Origin of the sequence: Sphingorhabdus contaminans, assembly GCF_007280415.1 — a bacterium.
GTDB classification, from domain to species: domain Bacteria; phylum Pseudomonadota; class Alphaproteobacteria; order Sphingomonadales; family Sphingomonadaceae; genus Sphingorhabdus_B; species Sphingorhabdus_B contaminans.
In genome coordinates, this window is the sequence record NZ_VKKU01000002.1 from 441950 (window position 1) to 462489 (window position 20540).

Genomic DNA, 20540 nt, shown 5'->3' on the forward strand with positions numbered 1-20540 from the left:
CTCTGTTACAGACGAACCAAGAAGCTGTTACGGCTGAATAGAAATGGGAATACGAGATGCACCGAACCTAACGTACGCCGCTTCGTTCCAATAAAGAGAGCACACGTTGCCGTATCTCAGGCGACATGATGACGCTTCGCAACATTCGCTCGTCGCTGCTTCGATCTGCATGGGGCGCTTGTTTGAAGTTCGACCACGACTTGCGGGCTTCGCTTGTCTCTCCAAGGGCTGCGGCTATGAGTGTTTCACACAGGTGATGATATGCCGCGCTTGTTCCGTTTGCATTTTCACTATCTTCGCGAAGGGCATCGAGCCGGTCGGGTCGTCTTTGCCAAATCGCTGCCAGAATGAGCGAAAGCCGCGCATGTGATTCTCCGGGCGTCCGATAGGCAAAAGCCTTATCCAAAATGGCATTGCCTTCCACGTAACCGCAATTCGCTACAAAATTGCCCAATATGGCGAGCAATATCGGATCGAATGGATTGGCTTCCAGCGCATGCACGCTGTGCCTTTTTCCTGGGGCGCACCTTCGGGACACAAAATAAATGCGGGCTAAAGCAAAATGTGCATAAGCTTCTTTCGGATCAGTCTTAACCGCCTGACGCGCGATTTCGAGTGCGTGTGACAATTGGGCGGAGGATGGCCCTCGCCCGCGCTCGGATTCCAGGATATAAAAGGAGTATAGCGCTAAGCGAACAGCATCGAGACGCGCGTCGGATTGCGCTTGGGTTAGGCAACGTGCCAGCATAGCATACACCTTCGCATTGCGGGAAACGAGATAATCCAGATAGCCCAAGAGGCAGCTATATCCCGGACCATAGCGGCCGCCGATCTTGCGTGTTTCGCGTGCGGCAATAACCCCAAACGGCCCAGACAATTGGGCGAGCGATTGCCCTAAATTGTCAGCGAGAGTTTTATCAGATTGAAGCTCTACCCGGGTCGACCAGAACAAATCGGATGTCCGGGCATCGGTCAATCTCAGATACAGCAGTTTACCGGCACTACTATCCTCACTGAGTTGGCCATCGAGACGATATGCCGGCTCGATGGCATCGGCGGTTAACGCGCTCGGATCAGCAAGACGTAACCTTACGATCCACGACCGACCAATAGCATCAGCAAGCTGAGCGTAGACACCGTCAGCTACCGCAGTTGATTGCGGATCAGATGCCGAAAACACCGGCTGTAGCAATAAAAGGGGAGCATCTTTTTCTACCGCAAATGCTTGTGAGGGCTGTGTCCCCGGTCTTTGGATAGAGAAGAGTGTGCTTGCGATGAGGCTCGTGAGGACGAGCCCGCCTGCCAAATATAACCAAGGCCAAAACTTCATCCATATATGATATTGGCTGGGCTGTGGGTTTGGTGCGCTGGCATTTTCGGAATCGATCCGAACATCATATGGAGAGCCAGTAGGATAACCGGCTTTGGTCTGAACGCCCCCTTCGCCCTGACTTTCAAACTCGGAAATGGGCAGCAACTTTCTGCCAGTTCCAGAGATAACATCATTATCAAGTTCGATGTCGTGAGGCATATGGAGGCCAGAGGAAAGAGGACCCTGCTCGGGAATAGTCGATGCCGCAATATGGCTATGGGCGTGTGCAAGTTCCGGATAAGCCTCCTTTAGCGGCCCGAGCCGGACCCTGTAGGAGCCTGGCTTGAGATAGATGCACTGACGTTCCAGCAATCCTTGCCGTGCATAAAAGGCCTCCAACAATTTACGCAAACGTAATATCTGGACGCGGGGATAACTGTCGACTTGAGAATCAAAATCAGGATCACGCCCTAATCCGTCCACGGCGACGCTGTAACTTTTGAGCTGATCGCCAAGCCCTGTAAGCGTCTGCTCAACCAAAAATTCCAAGAGCCGCAATAAAGTCGACGCTTTGGAGAAAAAGCCGCTGGCAACAAGAAAGTCTTTCTCTTCGCGGAGCGCCGCTGCAAATTCTGCCCGCGGTTGCAAATGCGGCTCGGCCCGAGAGAAACTCAAAGGTTCGCCTCCTGGCGTGTCATCCTTACCCATCGTCCTGCCCCTTACATTTATTTTTTAAATCCTGCTTTTGAATTACCCCGGCTAGCGTTTCATCATGCTTAGCACTCCGCTGCGGGTAACGATCAGGTGGTCGTGCACCTTGATGTCGAGTGTGTTGCAGGCAGCTATGATGTTCTGTGTCATCAGGCGGTCATCGGCGCTAGGATGCATCCGGCCCGACGGATGATTGTGCGCCAAGATGATGGCAGTCGCATCATTCAGCAACGCGACACGGACAATTTCACGAGGATGTGCCTGCACGCAGCTAATAGTGCCCTCCCACATGATCTGGTCGAGCAACAGGCGATTGGCAGCATCGAGATACAGCACCCGAAAACACTCCCGAGAGCAACCTGCCATATCAAGTTGCAAGTAACGCCTCAGCGCCTGCGAAGACGACAATATCTGTCCTTGTCGAACCTCGCTGGCGCATGCGTTTAGCAGTAAATCGCTCAAGTCGAGGATCCGCATTGTTGCAGCTTCAGGCAATTCGACCTTCAGCTTTTTTTGGTGGCGGATGTCGAACAGCAAAGCCGCGAGCGACCCGTAGCGCTCCAGAAGTGAATGACTGAACGCTTCCGCTTTACCCCCGCTACTGCTGCGCAGAAGATCAGTTAGCAATCGAATTTCATTGTGGCGCGAGCAGACATCGTCAATTTGCTTTTCCGACGTTGCCGGATCGAGCGTGGCAAAGGTTCGCTCCAAATGCTGAAGGGCTGAAGGCGAACCTATCGAAACGGATCTGGCGGCGCGATCTGCCGGTGTTGGTGCTGTCGGTAAAAGACCACGGCGACGAGGATCAGTAATTGTGGATAAGCCCACATGCCCTGCATGACGCCCATCGCATAAGATAGCAGATCTTTTCCTGCAAAAGTTGCAAGGGGGGTCAGCAATGCCAGCATCTGAAATGCCGCTATCGGGATTGGCCAATATTCTTGACTCCTGAATGTGACAAAAAGAATGACGAGCGTCACTGCAAATTCATTGGCGAACAAAGCCGCGTCGACCGAAAGCCAGTTTCCATCGCTCCGTGCGTGAAACACTGGGGTGAGGAGCGACCCAATTGTTAAAGCAGCGATTATCGTGCGCTCTTCCCATCGCCCTTTCCAGACGATGAGAATGCCACTCGACACCAGCAGAGCTAAATAGATCCATTTAAATGGCATCAGATTTACCCGCCCTGCGCGATGTCGAGGACACGTCCATCGAGCCTATGCGGCTCAAGCAACCTGCGTCAGCGCTGGCTGTTCACGCGCAGCATCTACAAACTTCCACAGATCGCCCGTCATCGAAGGCTTGATACCAATAGCATCACGAAGGCTGGCAAATTCACCATGGGCGGCTACGCTCTTCGCCCGGGCCGCATGAAGTGCAACCATGACGTCTCCCACCAGGGAGACAGCTTCCTGGCCCACCACTGGCGAAAGCTTAGCGCGCTTGCGTGCTACCGGCGTGGCAGCCGTTAATTCGGCCGCGCAGGTCAATGCTTCGTCAATTGCACTTTCAAGTGCGGAAATTTTCTCGGCAACCATTTTGGCTGCAGCAAGGCGGTCATTCAGCATTTTCTTTCTTCCTTTTCTGCGCGAGTTCCTCGCGGCATTGTGACAGACAGAAGCGTAAGTACCGAAAAATCACTAAAACAGCCGTGAAAGTCCCTCCGCTAATCCGACCAACGCACCCATCACCAGAAGTGTGAGAAACATGGTCGCTAATATGCAAAGTGCTCGTCCCCAAACGGTCAGGCGATTTTTACGGTCAGCTTCCAGAAGAACCGAAAAAACGGAACGGGCAGGTGGGGCAGAAACATCGCCGGCAAAATAATGCGCCTGGACTTCCTGAAGCCGCTGCCCGGTTCCATCAGCCGCCGGGTTCCATTCACCAGCTGACGGTTCCTGTTCGCTTAAAATGGCTCCATCGACGAGATGCGGAAATTGATATGCGGTATCTTCGTATATCAACTTTTCGTCTAATGGATTCCGACCAAGAAAGGCGACATAGGCGCGCGCCGCATCGGCCCTAGATTCAACACCCAATTTTTCAATAATGGTACGAAGTCGCTGGTCCACCGTATGATGCGAGATCCCCAACTCACGGGCAATCTGCTTGGAGGATTTTAGTTGCGCAACCCGTACTAAGACATCGATCTGGCGCTCGGTCAGCTCTTCCAGCCCGCCGGGCGTGCGGGCTTTCACAGCAATTTACCTTTGCATGTTGAAATCGGGGTTCCACGCGAATGGCCGACCTGCGCGCAATAATCCTGCAAATTAGAGCTCGATATGGTCATGGATCCGCTCTCCCCCCACAATTCTAGATGCACAAGGTCAAAAGTTCCGTAAGGGCGATGCTCGTGTGTGCTAATTCGTAAAGGGATGTAACACGATTTTACTGTAGGAAACGGTGCATCAAGAATCCGCGCTGCTGCGGCCTATCAACGTCGTTCAATTGGCGCTCTAGAGAGTCTTGGCTTGAATGGTAAAGCCTTCCCTTTCCATGGCGGCGAAGATTCGGCTGCCATGGTCGCGGTCCTCGGTTTCAATCACGATATCGAGCGCCGCGCGCTTGGCATTCAGGGCAAGTGATAGCCGGTCGTGCGCAACATCGACAACATTTGCACCCTGCGCTGCGAGCAATTGTGCGAGCTCAGACAGCGCACCTGGCTGATCAGAGATCGCCACTTCGAACCTCTGCAACCGACCGCTGCGTATAAGTTCGCGAAGCGCAACCGACGAGAGGATCCGAAGATCAATGTTACCACCGGTAAGCGGTGTTGCTACACGCTTGCCTTCAAACACCTGAGGATGTGCCAATATTGCGGCAAGCCCGGCCGCACCAGCACCCTCGACGACCGTTTTCTCTACAGAAAGCAGCAGAGCAATCGCTTGCTCAATTTCGGGTTCTGCAACGATCAGGATGCCGTCGACATTGTGACGGATGATCTGCGCGGTCAGCTTGCCGGTCGTCTTAACCGCAATCCCTTCGGCAATGGTGATGCTGTCGGCCTGATTATCACTATGATCGAGATCGTAGAGCGCATTATACATAGAAGGGTAAGCTGCCGACTGAACGCCAATTATTCGGATTGCAGGATTTATTTCTCGAGCGGCAATTGCCATCCCCGAGATTAGACCCCCACCGCCTATCGGCACCAACAATATATCCAAGTAACCCAGCTGGTCGAGCAGCTCGAGCGCAAGCGTTCCCTGTCCAGCGATGACATAGGGGTCGTCGAATGGATGGATGAAGATCGCCCCGGTTTCATTCGCGTAGGCTTGAGCAGCAGCGTTTGCACCGTCGATGTTAGAGCCCTCAACCCGGACCTCTGCCCCCCGATTGCTGCGTGCGCGAAATTTTGGTTGCAGGTGTTCCTACAGGCATGAAAATCGTCGCTGAAATGCCAAGCCGCGCTGCGTGGTATGCCACACCTTGGGCATGATTACCGGCCGACATTGCACACACTCCGGCCCGGCGCTCGTCCAGACTGAGGTGCAAAAGACGGTTGAGTGCGCCGCGTTCCTTAAACGAGGCTGTAAACTGAAGATTTTCGAATTTGAGGAAGAGTTCGCAGCCCGTGATTTGCGATAAAGTCTCACTTGCAACACAAGGGGTTTGCATAATCTCGCCCTTAAGCCGCATAGCTGCGCTTTCAATATCAGCGAACGTTGGAACGTGGCTCGTACTTGCAAGCATATGATGAATAATCCTGAATAGTTCAGTTGAATAATGGGGTGTCGGCGAGCCCCCAAAAAAAAACCTGCATGTTGAGCCGGGTCGATTTTCACGTCGCGCTGTGCCGCCGGATTCGAACCGAAATGTGAAATCAGCATCCCCGCTTCTGCGGTGTCACAAACAGTCGATCAAGCTCAACAGATGATTATGCGGATAGATGTCGCGCACAGTGGCAAGATAGGTACGGTTACTTTCAGGATGGCGTCGCACCATAACCTCGGTTCGCAAATCATAAACCTGCGTCCAATAAACATGCTGTTCGTTTTCGATTTCGGAAATGACTTCCTCAATCGGCTTGATCCAGCCGGGCCCGCCCAATCGGGCAATTCGTCGATCATTATCTTCTGGATCGCTCCGGATGCAGGTTACTTTATACTCCGCCATCTACTCAACCTAGCATTGTGTCTTCCACACCTAGATGTACGAACGGTCCTGTTCCGCAGCAGAATGGCAAATATTTAGTCAGGCAATTCACAGCGAGGAGATATGCTGGTCGAACACATTTATGCGAATCGAGTCACAATGGCCCGAAGAATGGTTTCTGACACAAAAAATCGAAGTGCTTCATATTTACGTTACGGAAATCCCTCCTACGCGCATCTTAAGGGGTGCCAGCAACTCTTTCCTATTATTCTGGCAAAACCAGAAACGGCAATCGCACTACCTGTCAGATTTTGCTCCCCAGCTCCTCTGCTTGTTGCGCGATTGCCGTTTCGACCTGTCTGGAAATTAAGTTCGCGATTATCCTGACAGGAACTACTATACATCCGCACTACTCATCCAAAATTTTCTTCGTTGAGCGCACCCTTCTTGCGGAAATAGTCCCGACGTGCATCTTCTTCTCTACGGCGACTTCCCAATGCATCAACTGGGAACGCCGGGGACGGCAGGTTTTGGGGTCGCTGGCCCACGGGGGGCATCCTGTATCCCCTGCCACGGAAGGGAACCCGCCGTCCCATCTGGTACCCAATAGCCTTTGCACCCTATCGGACTTCTTGCGGTCATCCGCTACCGACGCCACGACGCTCATCGAGCCTGAATGGCTTTTTGTCGAACCACCGCCTCCCAAGACTGCTTCGCCCAACAACATATGATTTTACAAACAAATCAAAAGCATAACTGCAATTTATGTACGTATGTTTTGCGCGCAAGACAAAATGTTCAAATGATCCGCCGGTACGGAATGCCGCTCCTAGCGCATCTTATGAGCGAAGCCGCAGCGTTGCGCGATGCGGCAGGGCGCTCTTGCTCAATCATCCAAGGGGAATGACCTAATGGCCTGCAATAAAGGCATGATAGCATTATATCTGACAAGCAGCATGGCTTTAGCTGCAAGTCCGGCGCACGCGATGATGGCGGGGCGTCTTGCGAGCTCGCATTTTCCAGGGTCAGAGCGGTTCCACCAAGAAGATCGTGTCGAAAAGTTGGTCTCCAAGGCCGATGTCCGCAGCGCACGGCGCGCAGCGCGCGACGATGCAGGCGTAGCTAAATCAAGCTCCGATGACCCACTTGCCAATCTGGAACTCGATGTCCCTGCGACGAAATTTACACTCAAAAACGGTCTGACACTTATAGTTCACGAAGATCGCTCCGCTCCGCTGGTCGCAGCGCATATCTGGTACCATGTTGGTTCCAAAAATGAGCCCAAGGGCAAGTCGGGCTTCGCCCATCTGTTTGAGCATCTGATGTTTAACGGCTCTGAAAATTTCAACGATGACTTTTTCAAGGCAACACAAAAGATTGGCGCGAGCAATCAAAATGGCACCACTTGGTGGGACCGGACCAACTATTATCAGACGGTACCCAAAGAAGCATTGGACAGCATCCTGTGGCTGGAATCCGATCGCATGGGGCATTTGTTAGGCGCGATTGACCAAGCCAAGCTCGACGAACAGCGCGCTGTTGTCAAAAACGAAAAACGGCAGGGCGACAATCGCCCCTATGCCAAGGCAGACGATCTGATCATTCGTGCGACAACGTCCCAAGGCCACCCTTATGACCACAGCACTATAGGTTCGATGGAAGATTTGGACGCAGCAAGCCTCGATGATGTCAAGCAGTGGTTTCGTGATTATTACGGGCCATCCAATGCCGTCTTAGTGCTTGCAGGCGACATCGATCCTCAAGAGGCGCTTGCCAAAGTCGAGAAATATTTTGGCGACATTGCCCCCGGAACGCCGGTTTCGCAGCCCAAAAGCTGGGTTGAAAAAAGAACCGGAACCGTCCGCGAAACAGCCTACGATCGGGTATCGCAAGCGCGGCTTTACCGCGTTTGGAACGTGTCTGATTATGCGTCTGCTGATACAGACTATTTGCAATTTTTCGGCTATATTCTTGGAAGCGGTAAAAATAGTCGCTTATACAAGCGCTTGGTAGTCGAAGAACAGCTTGCGACTTCCATCGAAGCCGGAATCGATAATCGTGAAATTGGCGGACAATTTCAAATCAACGCGACCGTTAAGCCGGGCGGTAATCTCGCACGGGTCGAAACAATCGTCGATCAAGAATTAAACCGGCTGATCACCGAAGGACCTTCGCGCGAGGAAATGGCGCGGGTGCGTACGAGCGTGCTCGCAGGTTTTGCCCGGAGCCTTGAAAGCATTTCGTCCAAGGCCGCCCAACTTGCCGAAAGCCAAACCTATCTGGATAGCCCTGATGGCTGGAAGGCAGGCTTCAACCGGTTCAAGAGCGCGACCGCTGCCGATTTGCAAAAAGCTGCCAAGACCTGGCTTACCGATGGCGATTATGTCCTTCATATGCTGCCATTCGGAAATCTGACCGCGAGCGCTACGGCAGCTGACCGTAGCAAGATGCCCGAACCCGGCGCTTCTACGCTGGCAAGCTTTCCGTCCATAGAGCGCGCAACGCTCGCCAATGGTCTGAAGCTTATAGTGGCCAATCGTCCTGGTATTCCGCTCGTCAACATGACCATGCTCGTTAAGAGCGGACCGTCCGCGGATTTTGCTAGTATTGTTCCCGGGACTGGTAATCTCGCTGTCAGCTTGATGGACGAAGGCAGCAAAACGCGTAGCGGTGAGAAGATCGCCGAGGATCTTGCCTCGCTTGGTGCAACGCTTGGAACGGGCGGAGGCGGCGATACTTCGACAGTATCGCTTTCCGCCTTGAAGCCGGCATTGGATAAAGCGCTCGATATTTATGCTGATGTCATCCGAAATCCTGTTTTCGCTACCAAGGATGTGGAGCGGGTCAAAGCGCAATTTGCCGCCAACATCACCGCGACCAAGCAAGACCCACGAGGCGCTGCGGGACGCATCACACCACGACTTGTTCATGGCGCGCAAAGTCCATATGGCAATCTCATTAACGAAGCCGATATTGCCAAGCTCGACGCCCCTCAACTAAGAGCGTTCCACGACCGCTGGTTCAAACCTAACAATGCGGTACTGGTGATAGCTGGTGATACAAGCCTTGCTGAGATCCGGCCGCAAATCGAAGCGGCGTTCAAAAATTGGAATGCAGGGGATGTGCCCGCTACCATCGCCCCCACCACGCCTAAGGTGGCCAAAAGCATTGTCTATCTCATCGATAAGCCCGGCGCGCCTCAAAGCGTCATCCGTGCCTCACAAGTAGCCCCTGTGCGATTGACGGGCGACGAAGTAGCACGTGATGCCTTCAATACGGCTTTTGGCGGGTCGTTCACGTCGCGTTTGAACATGAAATTGCGCGAAGAAAAAGGCTGGGCCTATGGCGCAGGAAGCGGCGTAAGTGGCGGCAAGGGCTCGCGGTTATTCTCGGCATCGGCATCGGTGCAGGCCGACAAAACCGCAGAATCGATGGCGGAAATAGCCATGCTCATTAAGTCGGCGACCACGGACAGGAAACTCGATGCTGCCGAACTCGCAAGTGCCAAGGATAATATGGGCCTTGGGCTTTCGAGCGACTGGTCCACTGGCGAAGGCATCTCCAGCTACCTTCTCGACGAGGCCGCAAGCGATTTGCCGACCGACTATTATCGCGGCTATCCCGAGCTGATTTCCGGTCTCAATCTGCCCCAAGTTCAGGCCGCGGGACAGGAGTTGCTTGCAGGCCAGCCGTTAATCTGGGTTGTGGCGGGCGACGCAGCCAGGATCGAACCCAAAATCCGCGCGCTGAATTTAGGACCTATTGAACGGATCGACCCCGACGGAAATCCGGTTCGCTAACACCCATTAGGCAAGCTGGTGCGTACGAGGGGAAGTACTGCGCCAGCTTACCTGATCTTTGGGGGCCGAGGGAAAATCGCATGTACAAAAGCTTCAGCACATACAGCGTGCTTCCGGGCGCGCTCCTGAAATCTGCGTTTCTTTGTGCGCCGCTGTGGGCACAAGACACAAGTGAGCCTCCGCCCGCTGAACCATCATCTGAGGCTGAAATTGTCGTAACCGCACCAACCGAACGCGGCGGTGTAAATGGACAGGGCGTTCCCGATGTTCGGCTCTCGCCTGAAGATATAGCGGCCTATAGCGCGCCTGATATTGGCAGCCTGTTGTCCGAACTTGCTCCGCAAAGCGGCGAGCGCCCCGTACTACTTGTCAACGGCAAGCGCATTTCAAGTCCTAATGAGATTGCCAAACTGCCGCCTGAGGCCATTGAGCGCGTTGACATCTTACCTGAAAATGTAGCCCTCAATTTGGGCTACCGGGCCGACCAGAAGGTCGTCAACATCGTACTTAAGGTCAGTTTTGCGGCGGTCACGGCCCGGGGCTCGCTCACGACACCGACGCAAGGAGGTCAGCTCAGCCATAGCCTTGCGGCCAATATAGTCCGAATTAATCAGGACGGCCGCATGGCGCTTGATATCGAACGCACCCAAAATGATGCCCTAACCAGCGATGAACGAGCCCTTGCCGGCCCCCGCACGCTTGTTCCTGCGCGCACCAGCCTCGCACTTGGCGCCGCGATTAGCAGGCCGGTCGCCGATAATATCAATGCCACCGCAAGTCTGCGTCATCAGCGTAATGAGAGTGATGGCTTCAATGGTCTCGATCCATTCGCAGCGACGCTGCTACGTGGCACTAGTCGCTCGCGCAGCACCGATGCGGCAGTCAATATAAACGGCAAAGAAGGACGCTGGAGTTGGACATTCAACGGCCAAATAGGTCGCTCGGTCACGCACAGTCTAACGGCCCTGCCCGCAACCGGTGCTGGCACTTCTAACATTTTCGCGGTTGCGTCAAAAAGCCTTTCGGGTGCGGCTGACCTCTTCGTCCAAGGCCCGCTGACTGAACTTCCCGCCGGACCCTTAGGCCTGGTTATTCGCAGCGGACTATCGGTAACCGACACCCAGAATTACACTACGAGCGGGGACTTACGAAGCCAAAGCGATATCACCACCCAGATGGGAACCAGCTCTGCTAATTTCTCTTTTCCGGTGGCGAGCCGTGGTAACGAGGTGCTTACAGCGCTTGGCGATCTCATGCTCAACCTCAATTTGGCGCAAGAGCGCAATTTCGGCATCGGTCGGTCGCAAAGTTTGGGTGGAGGATTCAGCTGGGCACCGACGCCTAGCTTACGTCTTTCTGGCACCCTCACGCGTGCGGGTGGTCTGCCTCCTGTAGTTCAGCGTAACGATCCACTCCTCCTTACGCCTAATGTACCGATCTTTGATTTTGCCCGCGGCGAGACGGTGCTGGTCTCGCTCATATCGGGAGGAAATCCTAATCTACGTGCGGATGAACGGCGCAGCTTCGCTCTAAGCGGCAGCTGGAAACCCTATTTTGCGCCCGGCTTATCACTCAATTTTTCTTATAATGCTACAACGGTAGCTGACCCGGTTCGCATTCTAACCGGACCCAGTCCTGAATTTGAGGCCGCCTTCCCAAGCCGCTTTGTACGCGATGCAAGCGGACGTCTGACGAGCATTGATATGCGTGCGCTAAATTTTGCGAGTGCCGCACAGCGCTCGATTAACACGAATGTTTTCTGGGCGCTCCCACTCGGCGGCGACACCATTTCCAGCAAGTCACCTAATGACTTTGATGAGGTGATGGAAATCAACGAAGCATCATATGGCGACGGCCCTAGCCCCAAGCAAGGCATCGGCCAAACCAGAATGACCAGCAATGGGGGCACCAATGGGCGGCGCGGGTTGAGTGGCGGAATGCGAAGTGGACGCTTACTGCTCTCGCTCCAGCATGTCTGGCGGCTTGAAGACAGCCTCACGATCGCAAACGGATTGCCTCCGATCGATCTGCTTGAAGGTTCCGCGCTCGCCGGGACCGGCACCGGACGTCACCAACTAAATGTCCAGGCAAGATTGCGCGTGAGCGCTTTTGGCGCAACGCTTGACGCAAAATGGCAGCAGGGTGGAAGCCTCATCGCTGGTACCGAACGCCTCGACTTTGCTGATCTCTTAAAAGTGAATGCCGGGCTCTCTGCTAATTTGGGCCAAATGGTGCGCGGCCAACATTTGGCCAAAACCCTCCGCGCTGAAGTTCAAGTCAGCAATCTTTTCAATGCGCGCCAGCAGGTCACAGATCGCCTAGGGGCAACCCCCCTGGCCTATGCGCCTGCACTCATTGATCCTGTAGGCCGCAACGTCATGCTGAGCCTGCGCAAACAATTTTAAGCAATAGGAGCCGCTCGTGGAACTAAGCAACGAGATGGGCGATCGAATCTCAGGTAATATTGGCAAAGAGGCAGCGTCAATTAGGCCCGCGATCGATCGTCACTGGGTGGCAGAAGCAATGCGCTGCCTCCATGCAATCCGCGTGGCGGCAGCGCCAACGCCGCTTTTCTCCTTAACGCTCACAGGATATGAAGACAGCCCTATTCTTATCAAGGATGAAACCTGCCATCCATCCGGCAGCCTCAAACACAGACTTGCCCATTCTCTATTTGAATATGGCCTTTGCAATGGCTGGATTGGTCCCAATACGCTGATCGTTGAAGCGTCCTCTGGTTCGACCGCCATTTCAGAGGCCTGGTTTGCAAAAGCGTTGAATCTTCCTTTTGTGGCCGTGGTACCTGCATCGACTTCCCCTGCGAAAATAAGGGCGATCCGCGAAGCAGGCGGACGTGTTGAACTCGCTTGCACCGATTCCGACATGTGTGATGTCGCACGCTTTCTTGCGCAAAGCGAAGGGGGCTATTTTATCGACCAGTTTACTCATGCAGCCCACGCGAGCGACTGGAGAGGTCCGGGCAGTATCGCTCAGGAAATCTGCGATCAGGTCGCGTTGCTCGATTATGCGCAGCCAGCATGGATTGTCACAGGAATCGGAACCGGCGGAACCTGCACTGCTTTTGCACGACACTTCCGCTATCGACCCGGATTTGCCGACAGCAAACTCTGCGTCGTCGATCCGGAGGGGTCCGCGCTCTTCGAAGCTTATTGTACCGGCGACAGGCACGTAAGCGGTCGTAGCAACACAATTGTGGAAGGTATTGGCAACGCTAAAGTACGACCGGGATTCAAGCCTGAAGTGATCGACCATATGGTCGCGCTTAACGATAGCGTCATTGTAGCGACGACCCGCTGGCTGCATCGAACCTTTGGCTTATGCTATGGCCCGTCAACAGGCGCCCATGTTGCCGGCGCATTGATGATGGCTCAGTCCATGCGGCGTAAAGGCGAGAAGGGCTGCGTGGTCGCGCTCGCAGGTGATGCGGGGGACCGCTATGCAGAAACCATTTATCGTGATGCCTGGCTTGAACAGCGTGGAATCAATCTGGACGGTTGGATCAATATCCCTTCCCGACTAGCCGAAATCTCCCTACCCTAAGGCGCAGGTATTCGGCGGATTTCGGTAATCTGGCAGCGCACGGGGCGGTTTCCTGCAGGACTGCGAAAGCGAAGCTCAGCATCATTGGCCAGTGATCCCGTACATAAAGTACGTCCCGAGCGCGTCGTGAGCGCAACCACATTGGTCCAGTCGGCATCGCATTGTCCCCCTGCAAGACTGAGATCGTAACGCTCACCTGATTGGAGTCTTACTCTTACGCGATTTTTGTCCAGCGGTTCAAAGCCATCAACGGTAACGGCGTCGAAGCAACTGCGGTCCGCGACCGAGGTTCGTGGCGGATCGTCGGCAGGTATACAACCTTGTAATAAGGCGAGGCAAAATCCGGGCAGTAACCACGCTCAGCGCATAACACATCGTAATTGACCGCTATGCGCACTATTTGGGCGCACGGCCCCAATGGACATCCGGTACTTCCTTGCACCTCCTGTGTACAAATAGCAGCTTGTCGTTCCACTGACCGTCGAGATGGGTCGAAAGATAAGGTCCGGTTGGCCCTTCGGCGATCCCGATTTCATAGCGCCTTCCTTCCACATAAGTGTGATATTTAAACCGGCCAGACCTGAGTCTCGCCATTATTTCGTCTTGCGTAAATGACCACTCTGGAAAGTCTTTCCCACCATTCCAAAGATTACCGCCAAGCCGCGAGATCCGTTGGCAGGGGTCCTTTTTCCGGCTTTTAGTAACGCATTTAATGCAGAGATTAGGTACTCCATCGACTTTACCAGCGCGCATAAGGGGCGAATTTCAAGATTCAGCTTTAAGGCATCCGGCACAGAAATTACCGGGCCCACCTATGCAAGATGCGCCAACCGCAATTTTCCGTAATCACGTATAAAAAAATCGGGACGATCACACTTCCCGCATGACCATCCCGACTTCTCATATTTGAAAATGTTAGATCAAAAGATCATGATGAACCGAAGCGTCGGTCCTGCATCCCAAACCGAATAATCCTTAGCGATCCGGTCGGATGTGTTGCGTTCGAAAGTGACGCCAATATCGAGCACTCCGCTTTCGGAGACTGCGTAACTTAAAGCTAAGGTCGTCGCCAGGTTGAGATCTTTCCGGCCTTGATTGACCCCGCCTGTATACCATCGGTGCTGGGCGGATTGCTCGGCAAGCCAACCTAATTTTTCACCAAATTGACCCGACAGTGCAACAGCCGCAGAAACCCGGTCCTGCTCAAGAGCACGGAAGCTAGCTTCGCGGCGCGTCGCCGAAAGATCCGATGTCAGCTGCGTGCCACCCCCCAGTTCTAACGTGTTGCCGAGGCCAATCGTAATGTTATGCAATGTTGCCTGCTTGTCGGTAAAGCCGCCGCCATAAACGATCAATGGACTGTAATAGGCATAAGGGCGCACGCCGCCAAGGCTATCGTCAACCAGCCGCATGCCGATACGCGCGCCTAATGTCGAAGCGTCGTAGTCGGACCCTTGGGTGTAAAAATCATGATCGGCATTAAAGCCTGCAAATATCTGGACTGCCCCTGCGCTGCGCCATTCAAGACGAACCGCCGGATTGATATGAACAGATGCCAGTTTAGGGCCATTTTCCACGAGATCGATATTGTTGTTCCATGTAACAGGAGCGGCAAAGTTGAAGGCGATCGTGGAACCATCATTAGCTTCCAGCAGGAAGGCTTGAGCGGCGCTTCCGGGAATGTTGATGTTCCGGTCAATTCGGTCTTGGCGTTGCTCGGCCTTGTCAACTTGATCATCAACGCTTTGCGCAAAGGCAGGCATCGCCGAAAAGGCAAACGCAGCAGCCGCTGCATAGAGTGTGAGCTTATGGTTCAATGGAGAAAATCCTTATCGCGATTTGAATATGATTAGCTACTGGCGCGAAGTTATGGGCGCCGTTGCCAGCAGTTAGATGCATAGCTCTTGGTTTGCCGCAGACTGGCTGACCGAATTGGAAACTGCCGTGACAAATATGCAACGTTGAGCAAGTTGCACTTCCTGAACGAACAAAATTGCGGAATTGATGATGTCGATCGTCTTGTGTTCGGGAAGTAATCACAAGATTGGGGTAGAACATATATGCATCGCATCGTGCGCGCTCTTGTTTGGACAAGCTTATTTGTATCAAATGCACCTATTCTAGCGCAAACGGCAGAAGCGCCGCGAAATGTGGCGATCGCAGATATGCAAGAAGCTGTAGCTCGGTCTTCTGCGTACACGGCTGCCATTGCCCAGATAAAAACGACTTATGCGTCGCAGATCACCCAAGCAGAAACCCGCAGTAAATTATTGTCTGCAGAATTGCAGCCTCTCTTCGCGGCCTATCAAGCGGCCGCCAAAGCCCCTAATCCCAATGAGGCCACACTCTCCAAACAGCTCAACGATCTTCAAAAACGCGAACAGGCAGCTCGCGATGAAATCGCCAAGTTATCGGCTCCTATTGATCGCGCCAATGCATATGCGCAGGAGCAGATTTCAGCGCGCCTCGAAGATGCTGTCAACGCGGCCATGTCTAAAAGGCAAGTCGGCCTTTTGCTGCAGCCGCAAGCAGCTATCAAATCTACAGCAACATTTGATCTCACTAGCGACATCTCTAGCGAACTGAATGCATTGCTTCCCAGCGTCAGTATCACACCGCCGGCAAATTGGCAGCCGGGCAAAGGGGACAGTTCTCAAAACGCAGGCCAAGAAGCAGTTCGTTAAGGCTTACTGATTTTAACACACATAAAGCGACGGGAACTTTTTCACGAGCCATTTGTCTCAATCTATCGCATTACCAAAAACGCACGCGGAGACTGAAATGTCGGACAAAGACGAAATGTACGATTACCATCGGAGAATGACCGATGCCGTGTCGGAAATTTCTGGTGATCCCGATGAGTATGTTTGGGTGATGAATGAAGAGCACCGTCGTCGCTATCGTTATTTCCTCGAGAACATCATGGGATGCTACCCTGACGACAGCGAATCTTTCGGAATCGGGATTATGACCGGTGAACCGGAAAACGGCGAGCCATTTGCTCTGGTAAGGCGTTCCTGGCTGTTTGAATAAAAGTCCGAGCCCCACGCTGGCTCAGATCAACCATACCGATAAACTGACGCCATCTGCAATTTCTCATTGCAAATTGAGCAATATGGATTTCACTCTTCAGGTTTGACCAATTCCATATAATTTACACCCAGAGCCACCGCCAATTCATAAATGGCGACGATTGTTGGATTGCGTCGCCCGTTTTCAATGCCGCTAATATATTGTTGGGTTAAGCCCGACAGTTCTGCGAGCTGCTCCTGCGTCAAACCCTTTTCCCTCCGGATACGGCCCATGTTGTTTCCGACGAGTTTTCGCATGTCCATGCAGAAACTTATGGCTTCCGACGGCATCCGAGTTTATCAACTATAGTTGATATTCTAGAGGAGATGCTTATGCGGTTAGCAACATTTTCGTGGGTCGTCCCCATGCTAGCTTTAGTGAATGTGGCAAATGCGAAGCCTAAAAGCTCAGCTTCGTCACCAAGCGTTTGCGCATCCTATGTCGGTCAGAATGCAACATTTGCGGATTTCGCGAGCGTGTACGCTTCGCTGCCAGAGTTCGAACCAATGACCGAGTTTGAAACAGCGGCGCAGTTCGAAGCGCGAAAATCGAGGTCTGCTCAAACCGGCGCTGCTATAATGTTGAAGATATCCAGAGCCGACAATTACGACGGTTTAATGTACGATGCCGAGAAGCAAACTCTCAGAGTAACGGACGCTACATTTGGTCGTAACAACCATGATTACCAATCACTTCGAAATAAAGTTGAAAGCAAACCCCAATCATTAGCCAGCGACATCGCGTTTGACGTAGCGACAGTCAAAACTCTGCGTGAAACTTATACGGCGGCGAATGGTTTTGGCGCTGCTGTTCTAGTCGAACGAACTATATTCGATACCGATGTCGTTTATGAAGCTCAGACTAAATGGGATAGTGGAGCTTTCCTCGGTCAAAAAGGGTTCACGATTTCCCAGATCCCGCTAGATTCTGCTTCTGCGAAAAATTTCGTCGAAGGTAGCTCGGCGGCGCTTCTGATCATTCCCAAATTCAAAACTACTGGGAAGAGTGTTTCAGGCCCAACCTTCCGTGTCCCAATCGAGAGACACTATAATCAGAAAGTCATTGTCGGAGATATTCAGTGCGGCTTTTTGCTTCGCAGCAATAACACCGTGGCCTTTGCCTTCGCCGCCAAGTGAGCGAGCCGATGTCTACAATTCAATTCCGAAATCAGCCGGGTCAAAAACATAGCGACCACCGCCGGGGAAAGCAGATAGCGCAAGCAACTTCCCGTTATCGTACCGCAAATGCCACGTTTGCCTGAGCTTAGGTTGGCTGGCCTTAAATACTGTCGGATCTAATATGACGATGTTGGCTCCTGCCTTTCGATCACGGGCGGATATAGTTCGAATAAGCTCGGTGCCCGCTTGCCTTGCTGCTCCAGCCAACTCCTGACATCCGTCATAGTCTTTGGGATGCGTCCAAACTTTTATGTCGCTTGCGAAAGGCTCCTGAGTCAAATCGATGGCACACTCGGCACCTACCGCTATGGTAAAGCTCAGATGCTCGCTTGTCGTCGATGGCGGATGCAGCCCCGGTGAACGCGCAAAGAAGCGCAAACGCCAGTAAGCTGTTTCTGCTATCGCAGTGGCTTCATGCTCGCTGCTATAGAATAAGCCTGGCCGCTCATTTGCTCGTCGGAACCGGCTCGCAATGCTGTGCCCATATCTGAATGGTGCCGCTAAGAGATAGTGAAGTCCGCGCGCCGTTTTCGGAAGATTTGGCTTAACTTCATCCGCCAACTCTTCGAGGCGTTGTTGATCTTCCAAATTATCGGTGAGCCTGTTTGTGGAAATCCGATGCTGGGCTTCCACCACCCGCCAGACCACACCTCTATATTCTTGGAACTCAGACGCGAGCGCGGTAGGCGTCCACATAATCACATACCGCGATCAAACCTTTAAAGCTGTCGATCAGTTCAATCGGCTTTGCGTCCAGATCCATATTATATGTAGCAAGCCAACTCTGCGCCGCCGTGTCGTCACTTCCGACGACAGAGTCCAGGCTGCGAAATAGCCGCAGCAAAAACTGGCCTGCTTCAAACGACTTGGACGAAGGATCAAGTTTGGTTTGACCCGACCGGAGACGCGATACTGTGGCTGCAGACAAACCCAAAACCGTGCCCATCTTACTATTGCTCAAGGCCCAAAGATCCGCAATTTTTGCGACTGCGGAACTTAGCAGCACTCCATCGTTATGCTTCTTCGCTGCGATTTGAGGCGTCATAGCAAGCTCCATTTGCACAAATATACTTAAGATTGTTCAAATGAATTTGCAAGTTTTGTGAAGTTTAGAGCGCATATCAGCTTTATCGGCGGCGTCGATCCGTCACTTCCTGCGTTTCCCAAGTCGGATAAGTAGCCGATTTTTGCACCAGACTTATGCCATGCTCGCAGTCAGAAAGATTGTGATAGCCTTCGCCACAATTGGCGATGATTTTTCCGTTGGCGGCTTCAAGTTTCCATCGAAACTGCCTGTTGGCGTCTAAGTAGATTAGAAAGCTTGGATACGGACGTTGAGCCACAATACTTCTCCCCATATTGCTACAAGGACGTAGATGTCTCGAAAGCAAACTTCCGTAATTTAGCTTAGACGACATTGGAGCGACGGTTAGACCGCAGCCGGTGCAACTCCCTATCTTTCGAAACATGGAAACCCAAGAGCATCGAAATATTGAGGGTTTTTAGCACCAGATAAGCGCATGCGCCCCAGATCGAGCTACTACTATGCAGTCAGCAACATTGCCGCCGTTTCATCACGATGCTTCTTCAAATATTTCATAAATGGCGTGCCACCTGTGCCGACTTCGGTATCGTTACCTGCAGATCGCCCACCCTGCTTATGAATATAGCTCGCTGCATATTCGAGATGACGGCTGCGAAAATCAGCGACGGACTGGATCGTCGCGTTGTAAGCATCGACGAGGCCTTTCGAACGATCTTGGCTCACGAAATCGCGCAAAGTTGATTGCGTGCGGACATCATCAATAAACCGCCGATGCGCCGGCGGCCGATAGATATGGAGCTCATCAAGATAGGCACGTAGCGGATCAGCTGCATGGCCGACGCCCAATAAGGCATCCATCGATGGTACTATCGAAGATTGTGATCCTGTCTGCCCGCGAAAGACTTGGGGAGCTCCACCGAACCGGGCGACTCCTTCATAAACAAGTCCATCCTTAAGCGCAGGATTGTCCTTCCAGCCGTGGATATAGGGTCGCACCCTGCGGAAATAGATATAGGGGTCACATTGCTCGGGCATCCGATCAAAAATCGCGTTGATCTCGGCCCAAATCGTGGCCATTTGCTCTAACAAATTCCGCGCCTGATTTGCATCGCTAGCCGCTGCCGCTTCGATAAGCTGCCCGAATAACGCTAAGACTTCCCCCGCCTTAGCTTCGATGGCCACATGGATGAGTACAAACCAGGCCTCGTCTGTGCCTCCGGCGAATTTCTGGATCATGAAAATATTGTCGAGCGCGATAGGTCGCGCAGAATCCATCATTCCCCAATTGTCGAGTACATAACCGCTATACTGCAATAAGGGTTGCTGCCCGAGCCGATCAGCTAGTGCCACGATCGGCACGGCAAGCGTCTCGGGTAACGATGACACTGGCTCTGCAGCCCCCCAAATATAGGATTGCACCAGAAAGGAATAGTGCACCATCGCCATGGTTGCTTCAGCCTCCCCGAGTGTCATGGCATCTTCAGGGGCAAACTGAGGCAGACGATCCCGGAGCACCTCGCGCACCTTGCCTGTCGGAAGAATTTCAGGGAGCCTAAGCGCAATGTCACGGCCCTCACCGAGAACGCCTTCCAACACGACACGTGCGGCATCGTGCGCACATAGGAATCCCCGCTCCGGTGAAATAGTGTAGGACGAAAGATCAGAAAGGCTCATGGATTGGTCTCCGAATTAATTCTGTGCAATAATAGCTCGCTGTTTGTCGAATGTGCTTGCGTATTGACGCGCATTATTTGCTCTGCCACAAT

The 20540-nt window shown here is 53.0% G+C and carries 22 protein-coding genes; 6 read left to right on the plus strand and 16 right to left on the minus strand.

Translation table 11 applies throughout. From position 1 onward, the window contains the following. Positions 1-67 precede the first annotated feature (67 nt). The 8 genes from FOM92_RS10435 to FOM92_RS10460 form a co-directional block, all read right to left on the minus strand. A complete protein-coding gene (locus tag FOM92_RS10435) occupies positions 68-2020 on the minus strand; it encodes a tetratricopeptide repeat protein (protein ID WP_143776812.1) in 1953 nt (650 codons plus the stop codon). A 51-nt stretch (positions 2021-2071) separates the two neighbouring features. Beyond that, complete coding sequence (locus FOM92_RS15970; protein ID WP_170226853.1) at positions 2072-2650, minus strand: JAB domain-containing protein; 579 nt, start codon at positions 2648-2650, stop codon at positions 2072-2074. A gap of 107 nt (positions 2651-2757) precedes the next feature. Beyond that, positions 2758-3195 carry a hypothetical protein gene (locus tag FOM92_RS15975; protein ID WP_170226854.1) on the minus strand — a complete coding sequence of 146 codons (438 nt, stop codon included), beginning with the start codon at positions 3193-3195 and terminating at the stop codon, positions 2758-2760. A gap of 54 nt (positions 3196-3249) precedes the next feature. Further along, positions 3250-3591: a hypothetical protein gene (locus FOM92_RS10445; protein ID WP_143776814.1), complete on the minus strand. Its 342-nt coding sequence runs from the start codon at positions 3589-3591 to the stop codon at positions 3250-3252. Between the two features lie 72 nt (positions 3592-3663). Continuing rightward, on the minus strand, positions 3664-4221 hold the full coding sequence (locus FOM92_RS10450; RefSeq protein WP_170226855.1) for a helix-turn-helix domain-containing protein: 558 nt from the start codon (positions 4219-4221) through the stop codon (positions 3664-3666). Positions 4222-4479: 258 nt separating this feature from the next. Further along, on the minus strand, positions 4480-5388 hold the full coding sequence (locus tag FOM92_RS10455; RefSeq protein WP_342778196.1) for a pyridoxal-phosphate dependent enzyme: 909 nt from the start codon (positions 5386-5388) through the stop codon (positions 4480-4482). Further along, the gene (locus FOM92_RS16215) at positions 5336-5716 is read right to left on the minus strand and encodes a pyridoxal-phosphate dependent enzyme (RefSeq protein ID WP_342778178.1); all 381 of its coding nucleotides are present in this window, start codon (positions 5714-5716) and stop codon (positions 5336-5338) included. Before FOM92_RS16215 ends, FOM92_RS10455 begins: the two co-directional genes overlap by 53 nt. A gap of 153 nt (positions 5717-5869) precedes the next feature. Next, positions 5870-6139, minus strand: a complete 270-nt coding sequence (locus FOM92_RS10460; protein WP_143776816.1) for a DUF3892 domain-containing protein — start codon at positions 6137-6139, stop codon at positions 5870-5872. Between the two features lie 908 nt (positions 6140-7047). Here FOM92_RS10460 and FOM92_RS10465 point away from each other — a divergent pair. From FOM92_RS10465 to FOM92_RS10475, 3 genes are all read left to right on the plus strand, one after another. Next, positions 7048-9918 carry a M16 family metallopeptidase gene (locus tag FOM92_RS10465; RefSeq protein ID WP_170226856.1) on the plus strand — a complete coding sequence of 957 codons (2871 nt, stop codon included), beginning with the start codon at positions 7048-7050 and terminating at the stop codon, positions 9916-9918. 80 nt (positions 9919-9998) lie between these two features. Then, positions 9999-12323 (plus strand): hypothetical protein, encoded by a 2325-nt coding sequence (locus FOM92_RS10470; RefSeq protein ID WP_143776818.1) that lies wholly within the window; start codon positions 9999-10001, stop codon positions 12321-12323. 16 nt (positions 12324-12339) lie between these two features. Beyond that, the gene (locus tag FOM92_RS10475; RefSeq protein WP_211347394.1) at positions 12340-13479 is read left to right on the plus strand and encodes a PLP-dependent cysteine synthase family protein; all 1140 of its coding nucleotides are present in this window, start codon (positions 12340-12342) and stop codon (positions 13477-13479) included. Here the strand turns inward: FOM92_RS10475 and FOM92_RS16245 are convergent. From FOM92_RS16245 to FOM92_RS10485, 3 genes are all read right to left on the minus strand, one after another. Beyond that, entirely contained in the window at positions 13476-13829 is a 354-nt protein-coding gene (locus FOM92_RS16245) for a DUF6491 family protein (protein ID WP_425473409.1), read from the minus strand. The two genes, FOM92_RS10475 and FOM92_RS16245, sit on opposite strands and share 4 nt — an antisense overlap. Positions 13830-13875: 46 nt before the next feature. After that, positions 13876-14073 (minus strand): hypothetical protein, encoded by a 198-nt coding sequence (locus FOM92_RS10480; protein ID WP_143776820.1) that lies wholly within the window; start codon positions 14071-14073, stop codon positions 13876-13878. 326 nt (positions 14074-14399) lie between these two features. Next, complete coding sequence (locus FOM92_RS10485; protein WP_143776821.1) at positions 14400-15296, minus strand: hypothetical protein; 897 nt, start codon at positions 15294-15296, stop codon at positions 14400-14402. 243 nt (positions 15297-15539) lie between these two features. Here FOM92_RS10485 and FOM92_RS10490 point away from each other — a divergent pair, with 243 nt between their 5' ends. Both FOM92_RS10490 and FOM92_RS10495 read left to right on the plus strand, forming a co-directional pair. Further along, a complete protein-coding gene (locus FOM92_RS10490) occupies positions 15540-16163 on the plus strand; it encodes an OmpH family outer membrane protein (RefSeq protein WP_143776822.1) in 624 nt (207 codons plus the stop codon). 136 nt (positions 16164-16299) lie between these two features. Further along, positions 16300-16512 carry a hypothetical protein gene (locus FOM92_RS10495; protein WP_170226857.1) on the plus strand — a complete coding sequence of 71 codons (213 nt, stop codon included), beginning with the start codon at positions 16300-16302 and terminating at the stop codon, positions 16510-16512. 89 nt (positions 16513-16601) lie between these two features. On the opposite strand, the gene FOM92_RS10500 is transcribed toward FOM92_RS10495, so the two are convergent. Then, complete coding sequence (locus FOM92_RS10500; protein ID WP_143776824.1) at positions 16602-16814, minus strand: helix-turn-helix domain-containing protein; 213 nt, start codon at positions 16812-16814, stop codon at positions 16602-16604. Between the two features lie 69 nt (positions 16815-16883). Here FOM92_RS10500 and FOM92_RS10505 point away from each other — a divergent pair, with 69 nt between their 5' ends. Continuing rightward, positions 16884-17687, plus strand: coding sequence for a hypothetical protein (locus tag FOM92_RS10505; protein ID WP_143776825.1), 804 nt, complete (start codon positions 16884-16886; stop codon positions 17685-17687). Between the two features lie 12 nt (positions 17688-17699). Here FOM92_RS10505 and FOM92_RS10510 read toward each other — a convergent pair whose 3' ends face one another. From FOM92_RS10510 to FOM92_RS10525, 4 genes are all read right to left on the minus strand, one after another. Continuing rightward, positions 17700-18425, minus strand: a complete 726-nt coding sequence (locus FOM92_RS10510) for an RES family NAD+ phosphorylase (RefSeq protein WP_143776826.1) — start codon at positions 18423-18425, stop codon at positions 17700-17702. Continuing rightward, positions 18397-18774 carry an MbcA/ParS/Xre antitoxin family protein gene (locus tag FOM92_RS10515; protein ID WP_143776827.1) on the minus strand — a complete coding sequence of 126 codons (378 nt, stop codon included), beginning with the start codon at positions 18772-18774 and terminating at the stop codon, positions 18397-18399. The genes FOM92_RS10510 and FOM92_RS10515 overlap by 29 nt, the downstream gene beginning before the upstream one ends. 82 nt (positions 18775-18856) lie before the next feature. Then, positions 18857-19198 carry a YegP family protein gene (locus FOM92_RS16250; protein WP_425473383.1) on the minus strand — a complete coding sequence of 114 codons (342 nt, stop codon included), beginning with the start codon at positions 19196-19198 and terminating at the stop codon, positions 18857-18859. 74 nt (positions 19199-19272) lie between these two features. Further along, on the minus strand, positions 19273-20448 hold the full coding sequence (locus FOM92_RS10525) for a PrnB family protein (RefSeq protein ID WP_143776829.1): 1176 nt from the start codon (positions 20446-20448) through the stop codon (positions 19273-19275). Positions 20449-20540: the final 92 nt, after the last annotated feature.